Below are 24,686 nucleotides of genomic sequence, written 5' to 3'. Positions count from 1 at the left end.
CATTCATTCATCCCTTCTTTACTTAAAGTGTTAGACGAGATAAAACGTACATTCTCATTACGTCGTTAAATAGATTAGTAGTATCCTCTATCTTATGAAAAAGAGGATATATAGTGCAGATGGGCTTGCCAAAGTGACCCAATTGCTCCGGAATGCTAACGTTTGGATTCAGTACCGCTCAACCCTTCCCTTTGCATTTACTCAAATTTGGCTGTGTTAAAGTATATTGTTGACCTATAAGTTTTTATCTTGCAGGGACACCTGGAATTTTTAAGATGTTTGGAGTAATATGCATTCTTTATTTGGTAACTGCTTTGTTGTTTTTGTTTAACACTACACGCCTAAAATCCCAATAAAATATGTCGAATTATTCTTATACTGGTGACTATAGTAGAATAATGGGAAGCTGGTTCCCAACTCTAAGATTGTCGCACAGATAAGAAGAAATAAACTAACTCGATCTTCCATAATGCTAAAACACAGAAATATTATCCTTCAACCACTGCCTAAAATAGTGCAGTTGTTCGACAGTATGGAAATAGTGCTCCCCATCTTCCAACACATCTAACTTACAGTGGTAACGTTTTGCAAATTCAGAAACCACATTAAACTCAGAAAGATTGTCAATTGAACCATAGAGAATCGCAGTAGGTTGGTTCCAAGTGTCAATAGGGTGGGATTTCACATAGCAGTAATAATCCCAATAAAGTGTCTGTCCAATTGGTGTTTCAATTTCTTTTTCGGCTTTTAATCTATCCTCGCTTACGTTGAACCATGTCATCATATTGTTTATGATTCGCTCCATGTTTAACACAGGAGAAAGAAACAGACATTGTTTGAGTGACAAATCTCTGTATGCAAGTAAACTGAAATATGAACCCATACTGCAAGCAAATACGCTTATATTACTTGAAATAGTTTTGACATACTCCACAATGACTGTAAGGTCACTAACACAGTTTTGAACCTTGCAATCATAGCCTTCACCTTTACGGTCACCATGTTCAGGCAAATCAAAGCTAAGTACCTGATATCCTTTGTCAATTGCTTCTTCAGCAAAAATTACAATTGAATCATCATCCTTGCTGGACATGTTTCCGTGAACGGAAATAAATATTTTATCAGATGGTTCTCCCCACAAAATTGCAGGAATGCCTTCAATCTTCAAATTAATTTGTAACATAATTCTTTCCTCTTTCAACCAATATAATAATCTTTACTTCGTGATACGAACGCGTCTCACTGTTAATTATACCACATGGAAACGGGTTCCAATTATTCTTAGTACTTACATTCCCCCCAAAATATATCTCTTGAGAATAAGCTAAAACTGGTCCCGAATTAGAGGTTCATCATGTCAGAAATCATCTATGGCCTATACAAGAAATCATTAACGGAATCATCAACGAAAACCTGAATAGAGTGGATCGGCAACTTGTCATAAAGATACTCAGCCCCTTGATTCGGCTGAGTCTTCTGAGATTCTGGCAGATTACCTTACGAAAATTCTACGCGAGAATGTGTTAAAAAAACCTTTGAGATATAGTAATATATCGCAAAGGTTTTTTCGTCAGTTGGTTGAAAAATTACCTAAAAAAATACAACAGCAGAAAACAACAACATTAAAGCATTTGCTTTGCTGATGTAACTGTTATCTCTAACACTCTAGTTAAAAAAGAGAACTTTTCTTTCATCATATCGAATTCTGTACCTGACTCAAGGTATTTCGCAGTACCTTCAATCACGAAGCCTGTTCCCTGGTAATCTTTATAACCCAAAACTTCTTTACTACCCAAAGCGATTTTTACTTTATTGTTTTTATTTACATTTTTTTCTGTTCTACGCATTGCATATGCAGGAATTAAAATTCTTTCATCAGATGTTACCTCTAAATATGAGTTCCAGGTGTTAACCACATGCGGCTCATCTATCCCCCATGACACTATTGAAACTACACCTTCCTTTTTTAGTACATCAAAAAACTTTTCTGTAAGCATTGAATATTTCCTCCTAAAAATTTATTTAACAATACGAATCCCAATCACAGACAAGATATATCGTCGATATACATTGTCTATCTTTAATATATATTGACTTTATAAAAAAGTCAATATATATTAAAGATAATTATTATCTACGATTGAATCATGTTGTATGACCAAAAAATGATAAGTATTATGTGGGAACTTTATTATATTAATTTAGGAGGTGGATTGTAATGCAATTTTCCATAGGAGTAGAGTATGCATTACATTGTTTATTATATATGGTAGATATTCCATCAGGAAAAGCTGTTGGAATTAAAGATTTAGCGGCATTTCAGGGAGTTTCAGAAACTTATTTATCAAAAGTATTTACAAAATTAAGGAAAGCAGGGATTGTGAAGTCAATTCCAGGTGTTAATGGGGGATATGAGTTAGCACGTATTCCAGAGGGCATAACCTTTTGGAATATTATTGAAGCAGTAGAAGGGACGACTCCACTGTTTCAATGTGCTGAGATTCGACAAAATGAGATATTGTTAGATAAAAATAATTTACCTGATACATATACAAAATGTCCTTGCTTAATAAAAGTTGTAATGGTAGAAGCAGAAGACCAGATGAGACAATATTTGAACAATAAGACTTTAGGATGGCTTCATGAACAAGTAAGTAACAAGATTCCTGAAGAGCATGTAAAAGCAACGATTGAATGGTTCAATAATGTTAAATCGAGATAAAATTAAAGAAGCATAAAATTGCCACATCAGATTTCTCCAAAACGATTGTTTGATATCGTGTCTTTGAATTGTCGAGACGAAGAGTATGATAGAAATCCTGATGATATCCGTCTGAATTTGGTGTATCCAGAACAAATTGATTGGTAGAATATATTTCCGTTTCAACTATATGTATCGCTGTGAGGAACAGAGTCCTTCAAGGTTAACCTTTGGCTGAGGAACAAATCAGGCCGCCTCGTTTTATGAGGCGGCCTGGACTCTCTGAATAGTCAGTGACAAGTTTCATCTTTTTGTCTGGAAGATTATGCTATAATACTTGCAACAGGTTGTCGAGGGACGGTTAGCCACACCCTTCAGAAAGGGGGTGGTAGGATGATCTCAATGGTTGAGGCAATGTATCTCATGATTGCATTTGCATCACTCGTTGTTATGATCATAAAGAAGAAATAACCGCCCCCTAGCAAGGACTGCGGTTATTTCTTATAACTCCAATTCGGGCTAACCCTCGGTTAGACAATCTGCTGGGCTGGCGTGATTGCAACACGTCAGTCCTTTTTCTATATTATACCCATAGATTGTAAAATATTCAACCAGCTCACATATGGAAAGGCTGAAGGAAGATAAAAAAGATTCAGGCATATCTTTTTCGCCTGCCTCTCTTAGATTGTCTTTAAGTCCTTATCCTGAGTGTATTTTTTGCGACCAAATAGGTTTATACTTGATCTGAACCGACTTAACAACCGAAAGAAATATTGTTATTGAATAAGGAAGGGGCGAAATATATGAAAGAATTTTGGGGAAAACTCCAATATAATTCACCGGTAACCCTGACATTTACGTTTGTTTCCTTAGTTATATTGCTGTTAGGCTATATAACAGACGGACTAACTACAAATTTGCTTTTTGGTGTCTATCGATCATCTTGGACCGATCCTTTGACTTACTTCAGATTGTTTGGCCATGTGCTTGGCCATGCGGATTGGAGCCATTACTCCAGCAATATGGTATTATTTCTGGTGTTAGGTCCCATACTCGAAGAAAAATATAAATCTCAATCTTTTTTAACCACGTGCGACAAGAAGTCTCCCACCTCTAAGCTTCCTTGCTCACGATAGTGAGTGCGTAGGTGGGAGATGAATTGTCGCCATTTTATTCCAAATAAGTATTGATTAGTTACTTCTATCTATGATAAAATCTAATCAGTGGTAATTAGAATAGAGGGTGATAAATCAATGGAATTAGATAATAATAATCATTCAGTATTTCTTATGTATTATCATCTTGTTCTTGTCATTAAATATCGTAGAAACGTTATCGATGAAGTCATTTCTAACAGGCTCAAAGAAATATTTGAGTATGTGTCTTCCAACTACAATATTACCTTGCAAGAATGGAATCAGGATAGAGATCATGTTCATATTCTGTTCAAGGCACACCCCAACAGCGAATTATCAAAATTCATTAACGCCTATAAAAGTGCATCATCCCGACTGATTAAAAAAGAATACCCGCAAATACGCGAGTCCCTCTGGAAAGAATACTTTTGGTCAAGAAGTTTTTGTTTGCTTACGACGGGCGGTGCACCTATTGAGATTATTAAACGTTACATTGAAAATCAGGGTGAGAAGCTATGAACAAAGCGTATAGATATCGCCTTTATCCCAATTCTGAACAAGCTATTCTTATTAATAAAACCTTTGGATGTGTGCGATTTATCTACAATCAAATGCTCGCCAACAGAATAACGATTTATGAGCAGTATAAAGACGATAAAGAAGCGTTGAAGCAGCAAAAATATTCTTTACCAGCCTCTTATAAAAACCAATATGAGTGGTTAAAAGAAGTGGACAGTTTGGCCCTTGCCAATGCCCAACTCAATCTAAATACGGCCTATAAAAATTTCTTCCGGGATAAATCCGTCGGATTTCCAAAGTTCAAACGAAAGCATCGGGATAAAAAATCCTACACAACGAATAACCAAAAAGGAAGTATCCGTCTGATTGATAGCAAAACCATTCGATTGCCTAAATTGAAAGATGTCCGCATTATGCTGCACAGACAGTTACCACTAAATTCGATTATTAAATCAGCCACGATCAGCCAAACATCAACGGGTAAATACTACATAGCGATCTTGGTTGAGTTTGAAGCCAAAATAGAACGGATAACACCAACGGTCGAGTCAACGTTAGGTTTAGACTATTCATCGAAGTCACTCGTCATCGATAGCGAGGCAAGAAGTTCCGACTATCCTAGATTCTACCGAAAGGCGGAAACCAAACTAAAGAAAGAGCAACGGAAATTATCGAAACGACTGAAAGGCGGTAAGAACAGAAACAAACAACGACAGAAGGTTGCTAAGCTTCATGAAAAGGTAGCGAACCAACGAAAGGATTTTTTGCATAAGCTGTCAAGGCAGATAGCCAATGCCTATGCCGCTGTTGCAATTGAAGACTTAAACATGAGAAACATGACACAATGCTTAAATTTGGCAAAGTCAACGAATGACAATGGCTTTGGAATGCTGAAAACATTTTTGGAATACAAGCTGGCAGAACAGGGAAAACAGCTTGTGATCATCGATAAATGGTATCCGTCCAGTAAGCTATGCCGGTATTGCAAGAACATAAATGAGGAGTTGACGCTGGCAGATAGGACTTGGAGTTGTAAGCATTGCGGCGCAGAGATTGATCGAGATATAAACGCTGCCATAAACATCAAAAATGAAGGCTGCCGGATACTGGGTATAGCCTAAAATGACTAAGAACCGTTGGGCAAATGGGGATAGCTTGGTAATTATATCGGCATTAGTCGGTACGTCCCAAGAAGCCCCCACCTCTTAGGTGGTGGGAGTATGTCACTAATGATTGCGATCACTGCAGTGGTGTCTGGATTATTTCATGTTGTTTTATTTTCGAGTACTGTATTACTAGGTGCAAGTGGTATTGTATTTATGATGATAGTCTTATCATCAGTTGCAGGCATGAAGGATGGGAAAATTCCACTCACCCTCATATTGGTTATAATTATTTATCTCGGGGGCGAGATATTAAGTGTTGGATCGAAAGATGGAATAGCTCATATATCCCATATTCTGGGAGGAATCTGCGGTGCCGCTTTTGGTCTTCCACGCAGACGTAGATTAATAAACTTTTAATTCTAGCTCAGAACGAATTTCAAAAGTTTGTTCATTGTTCAGGCCATCAAGCATGCTCAGCATGAAGTTAACGAGGGGATCGATAGAATGTGTAGGTTGATTGTGTTATAATATGGAAAAACATCAATCTTTGCAGATGAGGGGTGTTTATGGTGAGCTTAACTGAACCTCAAGTCATTACAATCGCTGAATATAATAAACTCAGGGAAAATTCCGAGAGTAGATTAGAATACATTGATGGGATTGTGTATATGACTCCATCTCCTTCGACGAAGCATCAGCGGATTTCCAGTAGATTACATGCGAAGTTATTCAATTTCCTTGAAGGAAAAGAATGCGAAGTTTTCCCGGCACCCTTTGACATTGAGCTTAGGACAGCTGATGAAGACCAAAGGGATCAAACTGAAAAAATCAAGGTGGTCATTCCAGATTTATCAGTTATCTGTGATAAGACGAAACTTGGCGAAAATAAATATGTTGGTTCACCTGAAATTATCATTGAAATTATATCTCCTTCAAATCAAGCGCATGATCTCGTTAAGAAACTTAATTTATATATGCAATATGGGGTTAAAGAATATTGGATTGTTAATCCTCTTTTGAATACTGTACAAATCTATGGTTTAAATGAGGAAGGGCAGTATCACCAGGTAGAGGTATTGAAGGAAACAGGGATAGCCCATTCAGAGATTTTGAAGGGATTTAGTATTAATCTTGAAGAGTTATTTAAATGATCTGTAAGCTAATTTCGGTTGTGGATCGATTTGAAAAATTCAATGGGCAAGAATATCTCATTCTAAAAAAGACCTTCTTCTGAAAAATATACCTTTTCAGAGGAAGGTCTTTGATGATAAGATTAGATAAGATAAGGCACGATTTAATACCAAGTCGTGTCTGTTTTTTACTAATCAGAAAGTATAACTTTAATGTATATACTATTAAGAAGGCTAATACGGTGCGAAGACAGTGACTGCAAGAAGTGCTAATACGTGCGAAGACAGTGTCTGCAAGAGGGACTAACACGTGCGAAGACAATGTCTTCGTGCGGGCGCTAGCCAAGTTTTCTTTAACCGGAAAAATTATTAGGAGAGACTGACGAAGTACATGAAAAAAATAAGTGAAATTTTTAGCGATTATGAAGCAGAGGGTAACCTCAATACTGCTATTGTACAAGCAGTGGTCTTAACTAAAAGTACGAAAACCCTGGAGATGGAAATCAGTTCTGATAAACATATTGAACTCAGTGAAATCGAATCCCTAAATCAGTTTATAAGGGAACGATTAGCCTTAAACGATTCGTTCATCACAGTCGTTTACACTGAGGGAACCCAAAGAAAGCCCTTAGAAGAGGTGCTGGAAAGTATTTTGTCATCATTGGCCGACAAACATCCGGTCTTAAAAGGGGCACTCAAAACTTGTGACTATGAAATTGCTGAAAATCATTCGATTAAGTTTACGTTTAAAATGGCAGCATCCTACTTATTAAAAGCGAGGGGTTACGATAAAAAGATCCAAGAGGCCATAAAAAATCTTTGCGACGCCACCTATCAAATCAATTTTGTGGATAATGTAAGCAGTGAAGAATTAAAAAGGCTACAAGAAGATACACAAGAGAAGGAAACGATGCTTCTGCAAAGGGAAGTGGCCACACCAAGCCAATATACCTCTGAATTCCCTAAGGAAGCTGGGCCAATAAAGCCGGAACTCAAAGGAGAAAAGGACGGAAAAAAAGGCGATCCTTCCTTGATTTTAGGCAGAAACGCGAATATTAAGGACACGGTCATTAAAATTACGGACATTACTCCGGATGAGGGTAGGATAGCTATCCAGGGTGAATTATCCAATATCGAAGCCAAGGAATTAAGAAGCGGAAAAACCTTAATTTCCTTTGATTTATATGACGGCACGAGTTCCATGACCTGTAAGGCCTTCATTAAGCCCGGTGAAGATGGTGAAATAGTATCTAGGCTTAAAAAGGCTAAGGGTGTCAAGCTGGCTGGAAATGCAGGCCTTAGCCAGTTTTCTGGGGAAATTGAGCTTATTGCCAATACCATCGTTGAAACACCAGGCAGGAAGAAGGCTCAGCGGCAGGATAGGGCAGAGGAGAAGCGGGTCGAGCTGCACATGCATACCCAGATGAGTCAGATGGATGCCATGACCAGTGCCACGGATCTGATTAAAAGAGCTATGAGCTGGGGTATGAAATCCATTGCCATAACGGATCATGGCGTAGTGCAGTCTTTTCCTGAGGCCCATAAGCTCTTAGGACGAGATAATCCGAACATGAAGGTTATCTATGGAGTGGAAGCCTATCTGACACCGGATAAAAAGTCCTCGGTAACTAACGCCAAGGGTCAGAGCATTGATGCTACCTATTGTGTGTTGGACTTGGAAACTACCGGCTTTTCAGCTGTAACGGAAAAGATCACAGAAATAGGAATTATGAAACTCAAAGATGGCAAGGTCATCGACCAGTTCAGTTGCTTTGTTAATCCGAAAAAGCCCATTCCAGCTAGGGTGGTAGAGGTTACCAACATAACCGATGATATGGTAAAAGATGCCGAAACCATAGAACAGGTCTTTCCTAAACTGCTGGATTTTATAGAGGGAAGCGTTTTGGTGGCCCATAATGCTGAATTTGATATGGGTTTCTTAAAGCATAATGCCCGGGTCTTAGGCTGTGACTTTGATTACACCTATTTAGATACCTTGTCCTTGGCCAAGGAGCTCTTTCCGGATTACAAAACCTATAAATTAGGAAGAATCGCTAAGAACATGGGCTTCAAGGTGGAGGTAGCTCACAGGGCCTTAGATGATGTGGATACCACGGTCAAAGTTTTTAAAGTTATGCTGGAAAAACTAAAACAACGTGGAGCGGAAACCCTTGAGGATATTGATCGCTATGGCTCCGATGAAGATTCCAAGAGCGTGGAGTATAAGAAGCTTAAAACCTATCATGCCATCATCTTAGCCAAGGACTATGTGGGATTAAAGAATTTATATAAGCTGGTTTCCTATTCCCACTTAGATTATTTTTATAAAAAACCGCGGATCTTAAAAAGCCTTTATAAAAAATACTCTGAAGGTTTAATTCTGGGCAGTGCCTGCAGTGAAGGCGAGCTTTACCAGGCCATCTTGCTTGGAAAATCCAATGAGGAAATTGAAGCCATTGCTAAGGACTACGATTATCTGGAAATCCAGCCTCTAGGGAACAATGATTATTTGGTCAGAACAGAGCAGGTGCCCGACAAAGACTATTTAAAGGAAATCAATCGCAAAATTGTGGCTCTGGGTAAAAAATTAAACAAGCCTGTCGTCGCCACCGGGGATGTTCACTTCCTGGATCCAGAAGATGAGATCTACAGGCGAATCCTGGAAGCGGGTCAAGGCTTTAAGGATGCGGATAATCAGGCCCCCTTATATTTAAAAACAACTGAGGAGATGCTAGAGGAATTTTCCTATCTAGGAGCGGCAAAAGCCCATGAGGTGGTGGTAACCAACACCAATCTGGTGGCCGATATGTGCCAGCCGATCAGTCCTATTTCAGCGGAAAAGTGCGCGCCTCATATTGAAGGCTGTGAGCAGACTATTAAGGATATTACCTATGAGAAGGCCTATGCCCTCTATGGAGACCCCTTGCCGGAAATTGTTCAGCAAAGGCTGGATAGAGAGCTGGATTCCATCATCAAAAATGGCTTTTCTGTCATGTATATCATTGCTCAAAAGCTTGTCTGGAAATCAAATGAGGATGGCTATCTGGTCGGCTCTCGAGGATCGGTGGGTTCCTCGGTTGTTGCCTATATGACCGGGATTACGGAAGTCAATGCCCTGCAGGCCCATTACCGGTGTCCCAGTTGCCAGCATTCGGACTTCTCCGATTATGGGGTTAAGATCGGCTTTGACTTGCCTGATAAGGTGTGTCCGGTTTGCGGAGAAAAGCTAGCCAAGGATGGCATCGATATCCCCTTCGAGACCTTCTTAGGCTTCAATGGGGATAAAGAGCCAGATATTGACTTGAATTTTTCAGGAGAATATCAGGCCAAGGCCCATAAATATACAGAGGTCATCTTTGGCAAGGGTACAACCTTTAAGGCCGGAACCATCGGTACTATCGCCGAAAAAACAGCCTTCGGCTACGTGAAAAAATATTATGAGGAAAAAAGCCGTACCGTAAACAAGGCAGAAACTCTGAGAGTCTCCAAAGGCTGCACCGGGATAAAACGAACCTCAGGGCAGCACCCGGGAGGAATCATCGTCGTACCGAAGGGACGAGAAATCTTTGAATTTTGCCCCGTGCAACATCCTGCCGATGACTCCAATTCGGATATCATAACCACCCATTTTGATTATCACTCCATTGATTCGAACCTCTTAAAGCTGGATATCCTGGGTCATGACGACCCGACGGTCATCCGAATGCTTCAGGATATCACAGGAGTGGACCCTCTAACGATACCCATGGATGATAAGGAGACCATGTCAATATTCTCCTCCACGGAAGCCTTAGAGGTTACCCCGGAGCAGATCAATTCTAAGGTCGGAACCTTTGGAATTCCTGAGTTTGGCACGAAGTTCGTCAGAGGAATGCTTTTAGATACAAGGCCCAAAGCCTTCACGGATTTAATCTGTATATCCGGACTTTCTCATGGTACGGATGTCTGGCTGGGAAATGCCAAGGACTTAATCGATGCGGGAACCGTGACCCTAAGTGAAGCGGTGTGTACCCGGGATGATATTATGACTTATTTGATTAGTAAAGGCCTGCCGCCCAATACGGCGTTTAAGATCATGGAGCTGGTGCGTAAAGGAAAGGCTTTATCGAACCCTGAAAAATGGGCAGAATATGAAGCTTTAATGAGGAAGCATAAGGTACCGGAATGGTATATTGATTCCTGCCGAAAAATAAAATACATGTTTCCTAAAGCCCATGCGGCTGCTTATGTCATGATGGCCTTCCGCATAGCCTGGTTTAAGGTGCACATACCCCAGGCTTATTATGCAGCCTACTTCACCATTCGAGCCAAGGCCTTTGACGCTGAATTTATGATCTTCGGCAAAGAAAAGGTTAAGGCCAAAATGAAGGAAATTGAGGAACTGGGTAACCTTGCCACCCCTAAGGATAAGGATATGTACGATGACTTGGAATTGGTTTTGGAAATGTATGAAAGGGGTTTTAGATTCCTGCCCATTGATTTATACAAATCCCATGCTACAAAGTTCCTGCTCGAGGAGGAGGGCATAAGGCCGCCCATCAACAGCATATCCGGCATGGGAACGGTGGCAGCCGAAGGTCTATACAACGCGGCCCAAGAAAAGCCCTTCAATTCCGTAGAGGATGTGAAGAAACGGGCTAAGATCGGGAATGCTACTATAGATTCACTTCGAAAATTTGGCTGCTTTAAGGGAATTCCGGAAAGTGATCAGATGAGTCTTTTTGATGTGATCTGATGAGACACCTTTCGGCAAATTCCTGACCGTCCAGATATCGTCGTCATCGATCTGCCCCGCGCAGGAGCATACCGGAGAGTGCTGGACGATTGTTGGAATTGGGGCTGGATCAGATCATCTATGTCTCCTGTAATTCGAGGACTTTGGCACGGGATCTGGGGATACTGCAGAGCAGGGGCTATAGGTGGTTGAGGTGCAGCCAGTGGATATGTTTCCGTGGACAGGGCACGTTGAAACGATAATAATGATGACGAATAGTGGTTCGGAGGCGAAAAAGTAGGATTTAACCACTAGATGTTGTGGCTTTGGAACAAAAAAGGGGCAAAAAAGGAGCTGAAAATGAACTTACCTCCCATAAGTTAGATTTTTTAGTCTAACTTATGGGGGTCACATCAAAACTCGTTGCATGCCGCAGCGAAAATTCGGTCTTGATTTTGCTGACGGGTGTGGTAAACTTCACCTAAAAGGGTGCTCCTCTCTTTGGGTGATGTTGTTTGGACAAACACCATTCTACCAAAGATTCGGAGCCCTTTTCACGTTTTCAGAGAATCGTACTTTCGAAATTCAGGATAATTTACGTAAATCCCCCACAGTTTAAGACGGTATAACTTTCTTTAAAACGGTACATCTTTTTTATAAACAGTACGACTTTATTTCAAAGCTACATCAAAACAAAAAAGTAGTGAATATTTTGGAGAAAAAAAGTCAAGATAAGAAAGCGTATTAATCAAAAAAAATATAAACTACTGGAGGTGTATAGACATATGAATAAAAGGGATACAATAGCAGGGGCTTATTTACGTCCAAGTGATGCAACAAATCTAATAACTGAACCAAGACAAAATGGGATCTTATATAAAGTCGATCAAAATAACCTTACAAATATTGTTCAAAGCATCCCAACACGGGAGGACACAACTGCATTATTAGCTTATTATCGATATGTTTTTCTGGTCATAGGGGATTATCTAATTAAAATGGAAACCCACCCTGAACTCGAAATACTTAAAACAGTTGGAGGTTATAGTAACACTAAACTTATTGCTGGTGCTGATGGTCAGCACATATTTGTGATTAAAGATGGTAACCTTATTAAACTGGACTTTGAACTTGAACCTGTTGGTCTTCATGATTCAGGTTGGGAAGATGCAAGACTTATGGATGGTTCGGGACACTACCTCTATATTGTTAGAGGTGATGATTTAATTCAGATGAATGCCATAACTCTCAAAGAAGAGGGAAAAGACACTGGATGGACCGATGCTACTTTATTAACAGCACCTGGTGATTCGTATATCTATCTTTTCCGAAATGATGAACTAATTAGGCTGAAACAATATACTCTTGAATTTGATGGCAAGACCGGAGAGTGGGATGGCACTACAGTTTTGACGGGTTCTGGGAGATCTCTCTACCTTGTCAGAAACGGAGAACTAATTAGCCTGTTAGGAAGCACTCTTCAACGTGATACAAGTGTTCCAATTGGTTCGGGTTGGGAGAATACAACCCTGATATCCTTTTTTTTAAATAACGTCTATCTTGTTAAAGAAGGATTAATTTAATAACAGCTCACAAGTCCTTACAAAATAAAACGAGTCCTATAATGTCATGATTTTGAAGGTTTTATTGCTTACAATTTTATTTGAATTGTAAAGCAAAAAGTAGGTGCCGAATTGCCAAGAAGAAAGTGGTAACAGGAAGCGCTAAATTTGCAAAGGTGGAAAGTGGAGTCTGAAAAAAACTGCGTTCACATGCGATTTTTCGGAAATATACACTAACGCCAAGGGGGTACCAGGCTTAACGGGCATCATTATTACGCACTCAAGGCATGTGGAGTGCGTAATAATGATGACGAATAGTGGTCAAAAGGGCAAATAAGACGGTTTGGACACCATATATAGCGTTTTGGGGGCAAAAAAAGAGCAAAAAACGGGTCAAAAAAATGCATTTTTTGACCCGTTTTTTTAGGGCTTTTTATAGATGACATTTGATTTTTTTTAGGAGTGATGAATTTATGATGGATTCCTTATGGAAGAAATATTAACTGCCTACGGTTATCAGTAACAGGGTTGGTAAACTTAAACCGTGTTTGCATTCTGATCTTGAATTGGATATTCGAAATTATGGAGAAGATTATGATCGGCTCTTATTGGAAAACCATTTTATGTGGTATTATTTTTAATGGTATTAGACATTAGTTAAATCACCACCTCGTTAAGTGAAAAAGAGCGGAGATTTACAATGAACACATATATAGAAAATTATATACATGAAGAAATTTTAAAAAAGTATCAGCATGATAAGGAAATGATGGAAAAATCCATATCAGCTTATGAATTGTGTATTTTAGATAAATTCAAAAGAGAGCATCCCTTAAGACTTTTTTCAATTTATTACTTAAATAGGTTTAGAAAGAAATGGCGACAATTAGTACTATTGCCAAGTATTGATGAATACGAAAAGATTAATATAAAAGATGAATTATTTGATGCAAACGTGCTCTTTCCAATTCGTATTGGAAAACAGGATTACGCATTACAAATATAAGCGATTTGCTTGCGATTATGTCAGAGGACTATCAAGATGATTATGAGAGAGATAATAAAATCAGGATTGAAAAATGGGATATTCTTTTTGCAGAGAAAGAAAAAAATCCTATTATCATAATGCAAGAAAGTAAAGCAACTAGGCGTGCTATAATTAATGGGAATCATAGAATGACCCAATAAATGATTTGCGCCCGGTTTGCCCTAACTGCCATTTAGCACTTCACTCAAAGGCTAGCGGCAAAGTTTATAGCATTGATGAGCTGAAAGCAAAAATTAAAGCGGTTGTTTAATGAAGCAAAGCTTTGAGGTGAAAGGCTGGATTTTTTGACTTGCAATTTTATGGAGATATTTCCGGTGAAGAGTTTTGTGAAAATAGCAAGACAATGTTGCAGAATAAAAAGTGATAAAAAAGTTCCAATGCCACCAAGGCCCCACCAGCTTCAAGCGGCAAGCGGCATCTTTTTTGACCGTTCAAGGAATGTAGAGACGGTAATACTGATGACGAAATGTGGTCAAAACGGTTAATAAGGAACTTTGCCACAAGATGTTGTGGTTTTGGGGCAAAACATGGGCGAAAATTGGACTTAAAAAGTGCATCTCTTAGCCCCGCTTTTTAAGGTGTTTTATAGATGACATCGAGCATTTAAAATGATGGGAGATTAGATAAAAGGGGTTTGTGCTGTGTCAAAAAACGATTGTATGCTAGCAATTCTATGGATGCTGAATTCAGGAGCAAAAATAACTGCAAAGCAAATAGCGGAGAAATTGGAGATAAATATACGAACCGTTTACCGTTATATTGATTCACTATGCGCCAGTGGAGTACCAATTATATCAGACTCAGGTCAAAACGGTGGATATAGTTTACTGAACAATTTTATCCAAGCACCTTTGTTTTTTGATATGGAAGAACAAAAAGCACTTCTTCATGCTGCCGTATTTGCACGAGAGGCAGGATACCCCTTTAGTGAGGCTTTAAGTAGAGCAACCGACAAATTGAAATTGTATTCAAATCAAGAACAGGTAAGTATTCTTAATCGCCATTTAGTCGGTTTTGAAGTGATAAATCGAGAGATCGCCCCTTCTGTGAAAGTGGCATTGGAGGAATTAGAGCAATCTGTAGCAAACGAATATTCTGTAGAAATTGAATATCGCTCAAAAAGTGAAGAACAGTTCTATCCAAGAGTGATTAACCCATATGGAATAATTTATTGGAACAATAAATGGTATATTATTGGATTTTGTCATTTACGGGATGAGATTCGTAGTTTCCGGGTTGAACGGATTTTTCGGATAAAGAGGACGCAAATGATGTTTAAAAGGCCTGAAGCCTTTTCTGCCAGGAAATTTTTTTTGCAGAATCTTTTACCGGATTCAGAAAGTAAGGATGTGGTGGTTTCATTAATTATCAGTGGCAGGTCAGAAGCTTTGGACGATTTGTGCATTCATTGGTTTTTAGGTCATCATCTGAAAGAGCGGACGTCAAATCAAGCAGTTTTTTTACTTGACGAAAGAGCAATTCATTCATATGTACCTTATTATCTTCTGACTTACGGAAAGGCTATTCAAGTAATAGAACCGCAGAGTTTAAAGAAAAAGCTTGTTTCTGTTGCATCGGATTTAATGGAATATTATCAATTGTAGATAGCTTCACTGACAGTAGTTGTCAGTGAAGCTGTTTTATCATTGAGATAAACATTGATCTTTATCATGGATGGATGTTTGATTAGCGTTTGATAAATTAAAAAGTGGAGGACATGCAAATGAATAATGCTGTATATCTTTATGTATTTGATACAATGGCAGATTGTGAAGTAGGTTATTTAACTGCTGAACTGAACTCCGGAAGATATTATAAGAAAGGATTAACCCCATCAAAAATAGTTACTGTGGGAGTTACAAAGACTCCTGTTACTACAATGGGAGGTTTGAAGATATTACCTGATATTGTACTAGAGGAGTGCAGCATCGAAAATACAGATGCCTTGATTTTACCTGGCGGAAATACATGGACAGAAACAATTCATGAATCTATATTGTCAAAGGCAGAACAGTGTTTAAAGGAAGGTATTATTGTAGCCGCGATTTGTGGTTCTACAATAGGTCTTGCTCAGAAAGGTTTGCTGGATTCAAGATGGCATACAAGCAATGACTTGGAATATCTTAAAATGATCTGCCCTAACTATGCGGGAGAAAAGTACTATAAACAGGAGTCTGCCGTAACTGACGGAAAATTGATAACTGCTTCAGGAACAGCTCCATTGGAATTCTCAGTACATGTCTTGAGAGTTTTGGATGTGTTTTCTACAAAAACATTAGATGCTTGGTATAATCTTTATAGGACTCATAAATCCGAATGTTTTTATGAGTTGATGAATTCAATCCAATAATTAGGTTATAAGCGAGGATCTGTTATGTCCATTTAAGGAGGAAAAAAGTGGCTGATGGTAAATAAATATATTGGAGTATCAGGTGAAAATACAAAGAATGGAAAGAGTATTTGAGAACTTCATTGCTTACAATTTTGAATTAAGCTATAGGTGGTGACAAAATGAAAATACGCGAAGAATACACATGCCCTTTGGAACTAACGCATGATCTTACAAAAGGCAAATGGAAACCGATTATTCTATGGCAACTTGGTAAAGGTGGAAAATCCTTATCTCAGCTTGAGCGGGAAATCAAAGGTATCAATCAAAAAATGTTGCTGGAGCAACTCAAGGAACTCCGTGATTACAACTTGATCGATAAGAGGTCTTTCAAAGGATATCCTTTAAAAGTAGAATACTCTTTGACTGACCGTGGTAAAAAGTTGTTGGAAGCAGTAGCAATTATGCAAAGCGTTGGTATAGAGCTCATGAAAGAAAACGGTATGGAAGATGTTTTGAAAGCCAAAGGTTTTCTTGATTGATCATGCCCACAAAAAAGTGGGTGATTTACGGCGGGGCCTTCTCGTATTACTATGAAGATATAAAAATTCTTCGTTATACGGGAGGTAATCATATGCTAATGGACGCAGGACAAACTATTGGAAATCTGATTGATAAACAAAGTGTTGCTTTTATCAGTTCAGTCGGCCAAGACGGCTTTCCGAACACAAAGGCCATGCTGCCACCAAGAAAGCGTGAGGGTATCAAGGTCTTTTATTTTACCACCAATACTTCTTCCATGCGTGTGGCTCAATACCGTGCTAATTCCAAAGCATGTATTTATTTTTGCGACAAGCGGTTTTTTCGCGGTGCTATGTTAAAGGGTACGATGGAAGTAATGGAGGATGAGGAGAGCAAGGAAATGATTTGGCGAGATGGTGATACGATGTACTACTCGAAGGGAGTCACTGACCCCGACTATTGCGTTTTGAGATTTACCGCGCAATGTGGCAGGTACTATACAAATTTTAGCTCACAGGACTTTATCGTATGATAAAGAAAAAGTTAAAAATAAAATATCCCTGCAATTTTATGGGGCAATAATTCAGATCAGTTATTCGTTGCAATACATGGAAATATGTCGAACAAGGCTGATGATGTTATCGTCATACTTGCAGAAGAAGTAGTTCCGATGGGCTGCCAGGTGCTTAGTTTTGATTTGCCGGAGCACGGCGAACGCAAAAATGAAACCTACGCCTGCAAGGTTCAAAATTGTGTTCATGATCTTAATACAGTAATAAACTATGCTCAATCAATATCAAATAATATAAGTGTATTTGCTTGCAGCATGGGCGCATATTTCAGTCTGCTGGCATATTACAATTTATCGTTAAAACAGTGCTTATTTCTTTCACCTGTGGTAAACATGGAACGCATTATAAATAACATGATGACATGGTTTGATATAAGCGAAGATAGGTTAAGCACTGAAAAGGAAATTGTAACGCCTATTGGGCAGATCTTGTATTGGGATTATTATTGCTATGTAAAGTCCCATCCTATTCAAGATTGGGATAAGCCAACATCAATTCTATATGGCTCGAAAGATGAATTGTGCGAGTTTGATGTAGTATCTTCATATGCTAAGCAATACAATTGTGATTTAGTGATAATGGAAGATGGCGAACATTACTTTCATACGGATGTACAACTGCAATTTTTCAGGCAGTGGCTAAAAGATCATATCATCATGAAATAAGTATATTGAACACTATAAAATGAAATAGTTAGACCCCAAGGTATTGAGTTTATAAATCTTGATACCTTGGGGTCTATATAAACCAAAAATAACTTAATAAAGCTATCATCAGGCATTTATCTAAGAGGCTATGTTCTTCGTTACTGAATAAACATAGCCTCTTCTTTTTATTGTCTAAAAAAATTATGAAATGTGAGATTGTATGCAATAACGAATAACTTAATATTAAACGGTAATTTACGGGGCTTGTGAGGTTGTGGTTCTGCTGCTGCGAAAGGATAATTTTAAAAATTAAGTTGAATATTATTTTATAATCTTTTACTCTCTGAATATGTTCTATAAAGGGAGAGAAAAATCTTGCATGATTTGTATGACATGATATTTAAGCGAAAATCGTTCAGACGCTTTGATGATACACTTTCGTTATCAAATGAGGAATTGCAGAAGATTGAGGAGAAGCTTTACAAGCTTTCACCTTTAGTCGATGACATTAACCTAAAATATCAGATCGTTAAGCGAGAAAAAACAACGTGTAAACGAGGAGAATACTGCCTTTTGGTTTACAGTGAAAAAAAAGAGAATTATCTTTTGAACATTGGATACGTTTTGGAGCAACTCGATTTGTGGATGGCCTCCGAAAATATCGGCGCATGTTGGTATGGCATGGGGAAAACTACTGAGCAACAGTATGACGGTTTGGATTATGTGATTATGTTGGCTTTGGGTAAAGGTCGTTCGGTAGAATTCAGAAAAGATTATACGAAAGCAAAACGCAAAGAATTAGAGATTATTTGGAATGACGAACGTTTTGTAGATGTGGCAAATGTAGTTAGGTATGCGCCAAGTTCGTGTAATTCTCAGCCATGGCGTGTTTTTTGTGAGGACGATGATATTCAAATATATTGTTCAACGAAAGCTCGTTCAATGATACCGGAAGGTAGACGTCCGTATTATAATAGTATTGATATGGGCATATTTCTTTGTTTTATGGAAATTGCTTTGAAGAATAAAGGATATGAATTTAAACGAATGGTGTATGCTGGGCAAAAAAAGGATGAAGAATTAATTGCTGTTGCAGATTATAGAGAATTTTATAAGCTTTTTGTTAAGTATTCTGCCGCCAAGGCCCCACCAGCTTCAAACGGCATCTTTTTTGTCGCCTCAAGGCACATCGAAGCCCGGCTTTTTGCTTTCGTTTTCTAAAGCCATTATGTACCGGCCTGTTACATCGGCTCGCTCGCCAAGCATATCCTGTGTTAATCCGGCTGCTTGCCTTGCCGTTTTGATTGTCTGCCCAAGCTGTTTTATAATATTCTCCATTCACAGTTCACCTCCTACACCATTTTACAGTACAGGTGATGAAAGAGGAACGTTCTGTAGGTTCGTGTTTTATACGATTAATTAGAACTGATTTGAAATGCATAAATTATAATATTGACAATTAATGGCCTACATGATATCATATATACAAACCGATGGTCGGTTTTAAAGGAGGCGAACTATGGGACGCAACAAATACCCGGAACAAACGCTGGAGAAAATACTAAGTACATCCGCAAAGCTATTCATTGAAAAGGGTTATGAGCAGACAAGCATACAAGACATTATGGATGCGCTTAGTATTTCAAAGGGTGGAGTTTATCATCACTTCAAATCTAAAGAGGAAATTTTAGAGGCAGTCATAGAAAAGCGCTCGCAGCATGTTTACGAAACTTTAAACGACCTCATACAAAACACCCCTGCGCCAAATTCAAAAGAAAAGCTTAAAAAAATATTGCACCACATCGCAACTGACACAGAAACCCACGCACTTGATATTGTTTTGAGTGTACAGGTTAAAAATCCACATTTTGTTGTGAGTGGCATTCAGAATTGCGTCAAACTGGATGCACCAATTATTAGCAAGATGATAGCGGCTGGGGTGGAGGATGGTTCTATCCATACGGCTGACCCGGAGTTATGCGGGGAAGTATTTTTGTTGCTTCTGAACTTTTGGATGAATCCAGTTCTTTTTGATCGTGATTTTTCTCAAACAAGGAAACGGTTAAATTATTTGAAATCCCTTACGTGCCTGCTTGGGTTAGATATCATAGACGATGATTTTATAGTGGCAATGATGAATGCTTATGATAAAATGGGCGGTTTCGTAGGGTAAAAAATTCAGCTAAAGATAGCTGCCATAGCGGCAGTTTTTTTAAAAAGAAATAAAAACCGCTAGTCGGTTTCTAAGGAGGAAATATGGATACCCAAATAGCAGTACAGACGAAAAATCTAAGCAAGGAGTTTGACGGCAAGGCGGTATTAAATCGTCTTGAAATCAAGGTGGCGCAGGGTGAGATTTACGGTATATTAGGCGTAAATGGCGCAGGAAAAACGACTCTATTAAAGCTCATCGCCGGACTCCTTGAGCCAACGGAGGGCGGGGCTTATGTTTTTGGTGAAAACTCATGGAAGCAAAGGAATAAGGTACTCCAAAATATTGGAAGCTTAATTGAAGTACCATACTTTTATGAGCATCTATCGGCATCGCAAAATCTATCTATTCATCTTGAATATATGGGCGTAAGTGCTGATATTGACAAAGCACTCAGCCATGTCGGTCTTCCTGATGTGGGAAATAAACCTGTATCAAAATTTTCACTCGGTATGCGTCAGCGTTTGGGCATTGCCCGCAGTATCATCCACAGACCAAAGGTACTGCTGCTTGACGAGCCGATTAACGGACTTGATCCTGTTGCTATCAGAGAAATGCGTGAGCTATTTATTTCACTCAAAAATGAAGGTATGACCATCCTGCTTTCAAGTCACATTTTGAGCGAGGTTGAACAGACTGTGGAGCGTGTGGTTGTGATTGCAAACGGCACCTTAATTGAGGTAGCAAATATGGAGGAACTTAAAAACACACATCAAAACAATTTGGAAAATTATCTTATAGGAAAAATGAGAGGAGGAAAATATAATGATTAAGCTAATTGGCTTAGAGCTACGGCGAAACAAAATCAGCACTTATCTCATTTCAAGCATTATAATCGCAATTGTCGTGCTTGGGTTTTGCTTTTTGTTCGGTTACGGCCCGCAAATAGAAGCCTCAAAAGGTGTATTGCCCAGTGATACGGCTTTTGAAATCTTTATGACTTGGAAAGGCTGTATACCGCTGATTGGTACAATATCTTTAGGTGCCTTTACTGTTATGTCGGCAATTATGAATGCAAAATTCACGGTAGAGGAATACGCTGGAAAGAAAGCAATTCATTTGTTCTCTTATCCTGTTAAGCGAAGCCGGATATTGTTTGCCAAGTGCATCTTGGTTTTCAGCTTTACATGCATTGCAATGTTTACCTGTAATATCGCTGTGATTTCGTTATTCGGTGCTATCTCAAATGCGGTAGGGATATTGCCGGAAACATTTACAACGAGCGAGTTTTTGTATCTCCTTAAAACCACCGCTGTGTTATCACTACTTGCCGCATCGGTAGGGCTTGTGGCAATGCGTATTGGGTTTATTAAAAAATCGTTGTCATGGACGATTGTTTCAGCCATTATATTGGTTGGTCCCTGCGGCAATTTATTTTCTATGTTTCCCGATCGCACCTTTACGATTATGTTGATTGGAATGGCAATTCTGCTTGTTATCGGACTAATCGTTTTCTTGGAGTTGCTGTCAAAGGTGAACAAGATGGAAGCGGTGTAATATGGAACAAAAAAAGCTGTTCCACAAAGATTTTACCTTGGTGGTAATTGGGCAGATTATCTCGCTGTTCGGCAACGGTATCGTCCGTTTTGCGCTGCCCTTGTTTCTACTGAACCAAACAGGCTCGGCATCACTTTTCGGTATTGTAACAGCCCTTTCCTTTGTGCCGATGATTATACTTACTCCATTAGGCGGTATTATTGCGGACAGAGTGAACAAGAGAAATATTATGGTGACACTTGACTTTTTAACTGCGGCTTTGATGCTCGTACTTTACTTAATGCTTGGTAAGGTTGATTTGGTAAGCCTCCTTATTATAACGCTCATGTTCCTTTACGGCATACAGGGTGCATATCAGCCAGCGGTACAGGCAAGTATGCCGCTTTTGCAGGGCAAAGAGCATTTGCTGTCGGCTAATGCGATTATCAATCAGGTCAATGCCCTTTCTGGAATTATAGCTCCTATTTTGGGCGGTGTGCTTTTTGGACTGTGGGGAATTACTCCGATTGTCTTAGTAGGTGGAATTTGCTTTTTCGTTTCGGCGGTTATGGAACTATTTATAAAAATTCCACACACAAGAATCAAAGCAAAACAAGGTGTTTTCAATATTGTAAAGCAGGACTTTTATGATAGTTTCTTATTTATGCGCAAGGATAAGCCGGTTATTTTAAAAAGCATTGGCATTATCTGTGCATTCAACCTGTTTTTAAGCTCAATGCTCATTGTGTCTATGCCTGTGCTTATTACATTGACGCTCGGTTTGTCCGACCAGTTATACGGCCTTTCGCAGGGGGCACTGGCAGCAGGAGGACTTGTTGGCGGAATTCTTACAGGGGTGCTTGGCAAAAAGCTAAACATTAAAAAACTACATCTACTTTTGCTGATTACCGCCGGATTGCTGTTGCCCATTGCCGCTACATTGTGGCTTAATTTGCCCCCTTTAATCAGCTACTTCGTGATTAGTGCAAGCTGCTTCTTCCTTATGTGCGTTGCAACAATGGTGACGGTGCAGATGCTTACTTTTATTCAAGGAGAAACGCCCACACAGCTAACCGGGAAAGTCCTCTCCTGTGTTATGGCATTGTCCATGTGCGCTCAACCCCTCGGTCAAGCAATATATGGATTTTTGTTTGATGCCTTTGGAGCTGCACCATACTTTATAGTCATTGGCGCAGCGGTTTCATCGGGCTGTATAGCCTTATTTTCAAAAAACATATTTAAAAATTTATAATCAACATGGAGGTAGAATGATGCATATTGGTTTTATTGTTGGCACTATTATTTCAATCGCTTTAATTGTAGTAGGGATTATTGTAATGGGCTTGGCAAAAATCAAAGGAACAAAAAGCAAATGGGCTGTATGGCTAATTGTAATCGGTGTGGTTGCTTTAATTAGCGCAGTCATTAACTTTAACTTATTTAACGCTTAAAGGAGATTTAATGTGAAAAAATATAACGAAAGGCTACTAAGTAGAACACAAAAAGTATCGAGCGACACCTTGAAAAAATCCCTATATACTGTTGACAAGCTCACTCATCCATCCCCTCAAGTTAGAAGAATTGGATCAGCCATTGGCAAAACTGTGGGCGTAGGGCTATTCATAGCCGGAACAGTTGGGACTATCTATGGTTCATTATGGGGCGTTGCAGGCTGTGTGGCAGGTGTTTGCACAGTTGTTTCAAATACTATAAAGGACAAGCAGTAAGTTTTATAAACATTCTGCTCAGTGTAGCTTCTGTGAGTATGAAATGCTCACCAATTTAATTAGAACTTGTAAACTACCAAGCGGCGAATAAAAAAAACCGTAGTTTGGGCAGTTGATTTCCCATGCTGAAATTGCACACTGGCGGCCATGCAGCGGTTTTGATTTTTTTAAAATCAAGCTGCTGTTTTCTTTAAAAAAATCAGAATTCAGGGGACGTATTAAGTTCACCCTTTTTTAGGACACGGCAGTACAAGGAGGGTATCGTTGTGTTCTTTTTGTTTTCTTTGCTGTGTGAACCATTAAAAAAAGCCTGCCACCCCCAGCGACAGAGTGTGGCCAACGACACGAACTGACAGAACAGAATAAATACGAAAAATCATTTGAGAGCATACAAGCGGATTATCACATCCGTTTGTATGCTCTTTTACTTTCCCCTGATATTGAGTATCGGTGCAGATCGCCGCCTCTTGTCCTTCGTTTTCAATCACATTTTGAAAATTTGGAGGACAAGAATATGTCAGAGAATTAAAGATATACGATAGTTGTAAAGAGCCAGCGGGTAGAGGTAAGCGAAACGATCTACCATGCCTACCATCAAGAGCGAGAGGCCGAGCGTTACCGCAATAAGCTGATCCGCCAGTGCGAGCTTTCGCTGGAGCGTTTCCAAGAGGATGGTGTCAGCACAGATTATCTCGTTGTTAAGTTTCAACCGAGCATTGAGGACACACTCATCACTCAGGAGCAGCTCCGAAATCTGTGGCTGGCAATCCATGCCTTAACCGATGAAGAACAGAAGCTTATTCAAGAGCTGTTCTTCAATGACAAAAAGGAAGCGGATCTGGCTGCTGAATTGCTTCTAACACAGCTTTGAATTTTCAACATCAGATTTGACATAGAAAATACTTGAAGAAAGGATAACAGGTTTTGGAAAATAATAACAGAGAAATAATAATTAGTGCAAAAAACCTGCTTATTAATGCTTACAAATATCCAGAGGAACATGTAATTATTGATTATCCAGTTTTTCTGAAAGATGGGAGTACGTTTAAAGCGGATTTAGTTGTAACTAAGGAGCCATCAGTTCCTTATTTGATAGTTTTTGTGACAAGCGATACTATACCTGTTGAACAGGTTAAGATTATTTTAGCTCAGTCCAGTCTTCAGTATGGGACTGTTTATCAAATTAAAGAGGTGCTTATCCCGAATTTTGGGGTATTGTGAAAAAGACAAACATTCTTACTGGAAAACTTGAATTTGAAAACATTTCCGATTACCCTAACCCGCA

General features: G+C 39.1%; 24 protein-coding genes and 2 pseudogenes. 23 read left to right on the top strand and 3 right to left on the bottom strand.

Features of this window, described 5'->3' with window-relative positions:
* Window positions 1-472 precede the first annotated feature (472 nt).
* The gene (locus M8E35_RS11710) at window positions 473-1,183 is read right to left on the bottom strand and encodes an alpha/beta hydrolase (protein ID WP_252469258.1); all 711 of its coding nucleotides are present in this window, start codon (window positions 1,181-1,183) and stop codon (window positions 473-475) included.
* 439 nt (window positions 1,184-1,622) lie between these two features.
* On the bottom strand, window positions 1,623-1,997 hold the full coding sequence (locus M8E35_RS11705; protein WP_252469256.1) for a pyridoxamine 5'-phosphate oxidase family protein: 375 nt from the start codon (window positions 1,995-1,997) through the stop codon (window positions 1,623-1,625).
* A gap of 221 nt (window positions 1,998-2,218) precedes the next feature.
* On the opposite strand from M8E35_RS11705, the gene M8E35_RS11700 reads away from it, so the two are divergent.
* The 16 genes and pseudogenes from M8E35_RS11700 (at window position 2,219) to M8E35_RS11625 (ending at window position 19,207) form a co-directional block, all read left to right on the top strand.
* Complete coding sequence (locus tag M8E35_RS11700) at window positions 2,219-2,722, top strand: RrF2 family transcriptional regulator (protein WP_252469254.1); 504 nt, start codon at window positions 2,219-2,221, stop codon at window positions 2,720-2,722.
* A gap of 782 nt (window positions 2,723-3,504) precedes the next feature.
* Window positions 3,505-3,837 (top strand): rhomboid family intramembrane serine protease, encoded by a 333-nt coding sequence (locus M8E35_RS11695; protein WP_373887441.1) that lies wholly within the window; start codon window positions 3,505-3,507, stop codon window positions 3,835-3,837.
* A gap of 117 nt (window positions 3,838-3,954) precedes the next feature.
* Entirely contained in the window at window positions 3,955-4,356 is a 402-nt protein-coding gene (tnpA, locus tag M8E35_RS11690) for an IS200/IS605 family transposase (protein WP_252469252.1), read from the top strand.
* Window positions 4,353-5,477 carry an RNA-guided endonuclease TnpB family protein gene (locus M8E35_RS11685; RefSeq protein ID WP_252469250.1) on the top strand — a complete coding sequence of 375 codons (1,125 nt, stop codon included), beginning with the start codon at window positions 4,353-4,355 and terminating at the stop codon, window positions 5,475-5,477. The genes tnpA and M8E35_RS11685 overlap by 4 nt, the downstream gene beginning before the upstream one ends.
* Window positions 5,478-5,522: 45 nt before the next feature.
* Window positions 5,523-5,879: a rhomboid family intramembrane serine protease gene (locus tag M8E35_RS11680; RefSeq protein ID WP_309446464.1), complete on the top strand. Its 357-nt coding sequence runs from the start codon at window positions 5,523-5,525 to the stop codon at window positions 5,877-5,879.
* Window positions 5,880-6,031: 152 nt separating this feature from the next.
* Window positions 6,032-6,613: a Uma2 family endonuclease gene (locus tag M8E35_RS11675; protein ID WP_252469426.1), complete on the top strand. Its 582-nt coding sequence runs from the start codon at window positions 6,032-6,034 to the stop codon at window positions 6,611-6,613.
* Between the two features lie 370 nt (window positions 6,614-6,983).
* Window positions 6,984-11,327 carry a DNA polymerase III subunit alpha gene (polC, locus tag M8E35_RS11670; protein ID WP_252469247.1) on the top strand — a complete coding sequence of 1,448 codons (4,344 nt, stop codon included), beginning with the start codon at window positions 6,984-6,986 and terminating at the stop codon, window positions 11,325-11,327.
* Between the two features lie 3 nt (window positions 11,328-11,330).
* Window positions 11,331-11,607, top strand: a pseudogene (locus M8E35_RS11665) (23S rRNA (uracil(1939)-C(5))-methyltransferase RlmD); the annotation flags it as partial.
* 484 nt (window positions 11,608-12,091) lie between these two features.
* Window positions 12,092-12,889, top strand: coding sequence for a hypothetical protein (locus tag M8E35_RS11660; RefSeq protein ID WP_252469246.1), 798 nt, complete (start codon window positions 12,092-12,094; stop codon window positions 12,887-12,889).
* A gap of 679 nt (window positions 12,890-13,568) precedes the next feature.
* Entirely contained in the window at window positions 13,569-13,874 is a 306-nt protein-coding gene (locus tag M8E35_RS11655) for a hypothetical protein (protein WP_252469245.1), read from the top strand.
* 683 nt (window positions 13,875-14,557) lie between these two features.
* Window positions 14,558-15,520 carry a helix-turn-helix transcriptional regulator gene (locus M8E35_RS11650; RefSeq protein WP_252469244.1) on the top strand — a complete coding sequence of 321 codons (963 nt, stop codon included), beginning with the start codon at window positions 14,558-14,560 and terminating at the stop codon, window positions 15,518-15,520.
* A gap of 119 nt (window positions 15,521-15,639) precedes the next feature.
* Complete coding sequence (locus M8E35_RS11645; protein ID WP_252469243.1) at window positions 15,640-16,266, top strand: type 1 glutamine amidotransferase family protein; 627 nt, start codon at window positions 15,640-15,642, stop codon at window positions 16,264-16,266.
* 161 nt (window positions 16,267-16,427) lie between these two features.
* Window positions 16,428-16,787 carry a winged helix-turn-helix transcriptional regulator gene (locus M8E35_RS11640; RefSeq protein ID WP_252469242.1) on the top strand — a complete coding sequence of 120 codons (360 nt, stop codon included), beginning with the start codon at window positions 16,428-16,430 and terminating at the stop codon, window positions 16,785-16,787.
* 92 nt (window positions 16,788-16,879) lie between these two features.
* Complete coding sequence (locus M8E35_RS11635) at window positions 16,880-17,299, top strand: pyridoxamine 5'-phosphate oxidase family protein (RefSeq protein ID WP_252469241.1); 420 nt, start codon at window positions 16,880-16,882, stop codon at window positions 17,297-17,299.
* Window positions 17,296-18,004: pseudogene (locus M8E35_RS11630) on the top strand (alpha/beta hydrolase). The gene M8E35_RS11635 and the pseudogene M8E35_RS11630 overlap by 4 nt, the downstream one beginning before the upstream one ends.
* Before the next feature lie 357 nt (window positions 18,005-18,361).
* On the top strand, window positions 18,362-19,207 hold the full coding sequence (locus M8E35_RS11625) for a nitroreductase family protein (protein ID WP_252469240.1): 846 nt from the start codon (window positions 18,362-18,364) through the stop codon (window positions 19,205-19,207).
* Here the strand turns inward: M8E35_RS11625 and M8E35_RS11620 are convergent.
* Window positions 19,166-19,324: a helix-turn-helix domain-containing protein gene (locus M8E35_RS11620; RefSeq protein WP_252469239.1), complete on the bottom strand. Its 159-nt coding sequence runs from the start codon at window positions 19,322-19,324 to the stop codon at window positions 19,166-19,168. The genes M8E35_RS11625 and M8E35_RS11620 overlap by 42 nt on opposite strands.
* A gap of 181 nt (window positions 19,325-19,505) precedes the next feature.
* Here M8E35_RS11620 and M8E35_RS11615 point away from each other — a divergent pair, with 181 nt between their 5' ends.
* The 7 genes from M8E35_RS11615 (at window position 19,506) to M8E35_RS11585 (ending at window position 24,622) form a co-directional block, all read left to right on the top strand.
* On the top strand, window positions 19,506-20,159 hold the full coding sequence (locus M8E35_RS11615) for a TetR/AcrR family transcriptional regulator (RefSeq protein WP_252469238.1): 654 nt from the start codon (window positions 19,506-19,508) through the stop codon (window positions 20,157-20,159).
* Between the two features lie 83 nt (window positions 20,160-20,242).
* The gene (locus M8E35_RS11610; RefSeq protein ID WP_252469237.1) at window positions 20,243-20,971 is read left to right on the top strand and encodes an ABC transporter ATP-binding protein; all 729 of its coding nucleotides are present in this window, start codon (window positions 20,243-20,245) and stop codon (window positions 20,969-20,971) included.
* On the top strand, window positions 20,964-21,695 hold the full coding sequence (locus tag M8E35_RS11605; RefSeq protein ID WP_252469236.1) for an ABC transporter permease: 732 nt from the start codon (window positions 20,964-20,966) through the stop codon (window positions 21,693-21,695). The genes M8E35_RS11610 and M8E35_RS11605 overlap by 8 nt, the downstream gene beginning before the upstream one ends.
* 1 nt (window position 21,696) lies before the next feature.
* Window positions 21,697-22,926 carry an MFS transporter gene (locus M8E35_RS11600; protein ID WP_252469235.1) on the top strand — a complete coding sequence of 410 codons (1,230 nt, stop codon included), beginning with the start codon at window positions 21,697-21,699 and terminating at the stop codon, window positions 22,924-22,926.
* A gap of 16 nt (window positions 22,927-22,942) precedes the next feature.
* Window positions 22,943-23,125, top strand: a complete 183-nt coding sequence (locus tag M8E35_RS11595) for a hypothetical protein (RefSeq protein WP_252469234.1) — start codon at window positions 22,943-22,945, stop codon at window positions 23,123-23,125.
* Between the two features lie 12 nt (window positions 23,126-23,137).
* Window positions 23,138-23,401, top strand: a complete 264-nt coding sequence (locus tag M8E35_RS11590; RefSeq protein ID WP_252469233.1) for a hypothetical protein — start codon at window positions 23,138-23,140, stop codon at window positions 23,399-23,401.
* A 924-nt stretch (window positions 23,402-24,325) separates the two neighbouring features.
* Window positions 24,326-24,622: a type I restriction enzyme HsdR N-terminal domain-containing protein gene (locus M8E35_RS11585; protein WP_252469232.1), complete on the top strand. Its 297-nt coding sequence runs from the start codon at window positions 24,326-24,328 to the stop codon at window positions 24,620-24,622.
* The last annotated feature ends 64 nt before the right edge of the window (window positions 24,623-24,686 follow it).

The sequence above is a fragment of the Desulfosporosinus nitroreducens genome, from assembly GCF_023897015.1.
Taxonomy (GTDB): Bacteria; Bacillota; Desulfitobacteriia; order Desulfitobacteriales; family Desulfitobacteriaceae; genus Desulfosporosinus; species Desulfosporosinus nitroreducens.
The sequence above is the reverse complement of the archived record's forward strand: the minus strand, read 5'-3'. Positions and strand labels throughout refer to the sequence as shown.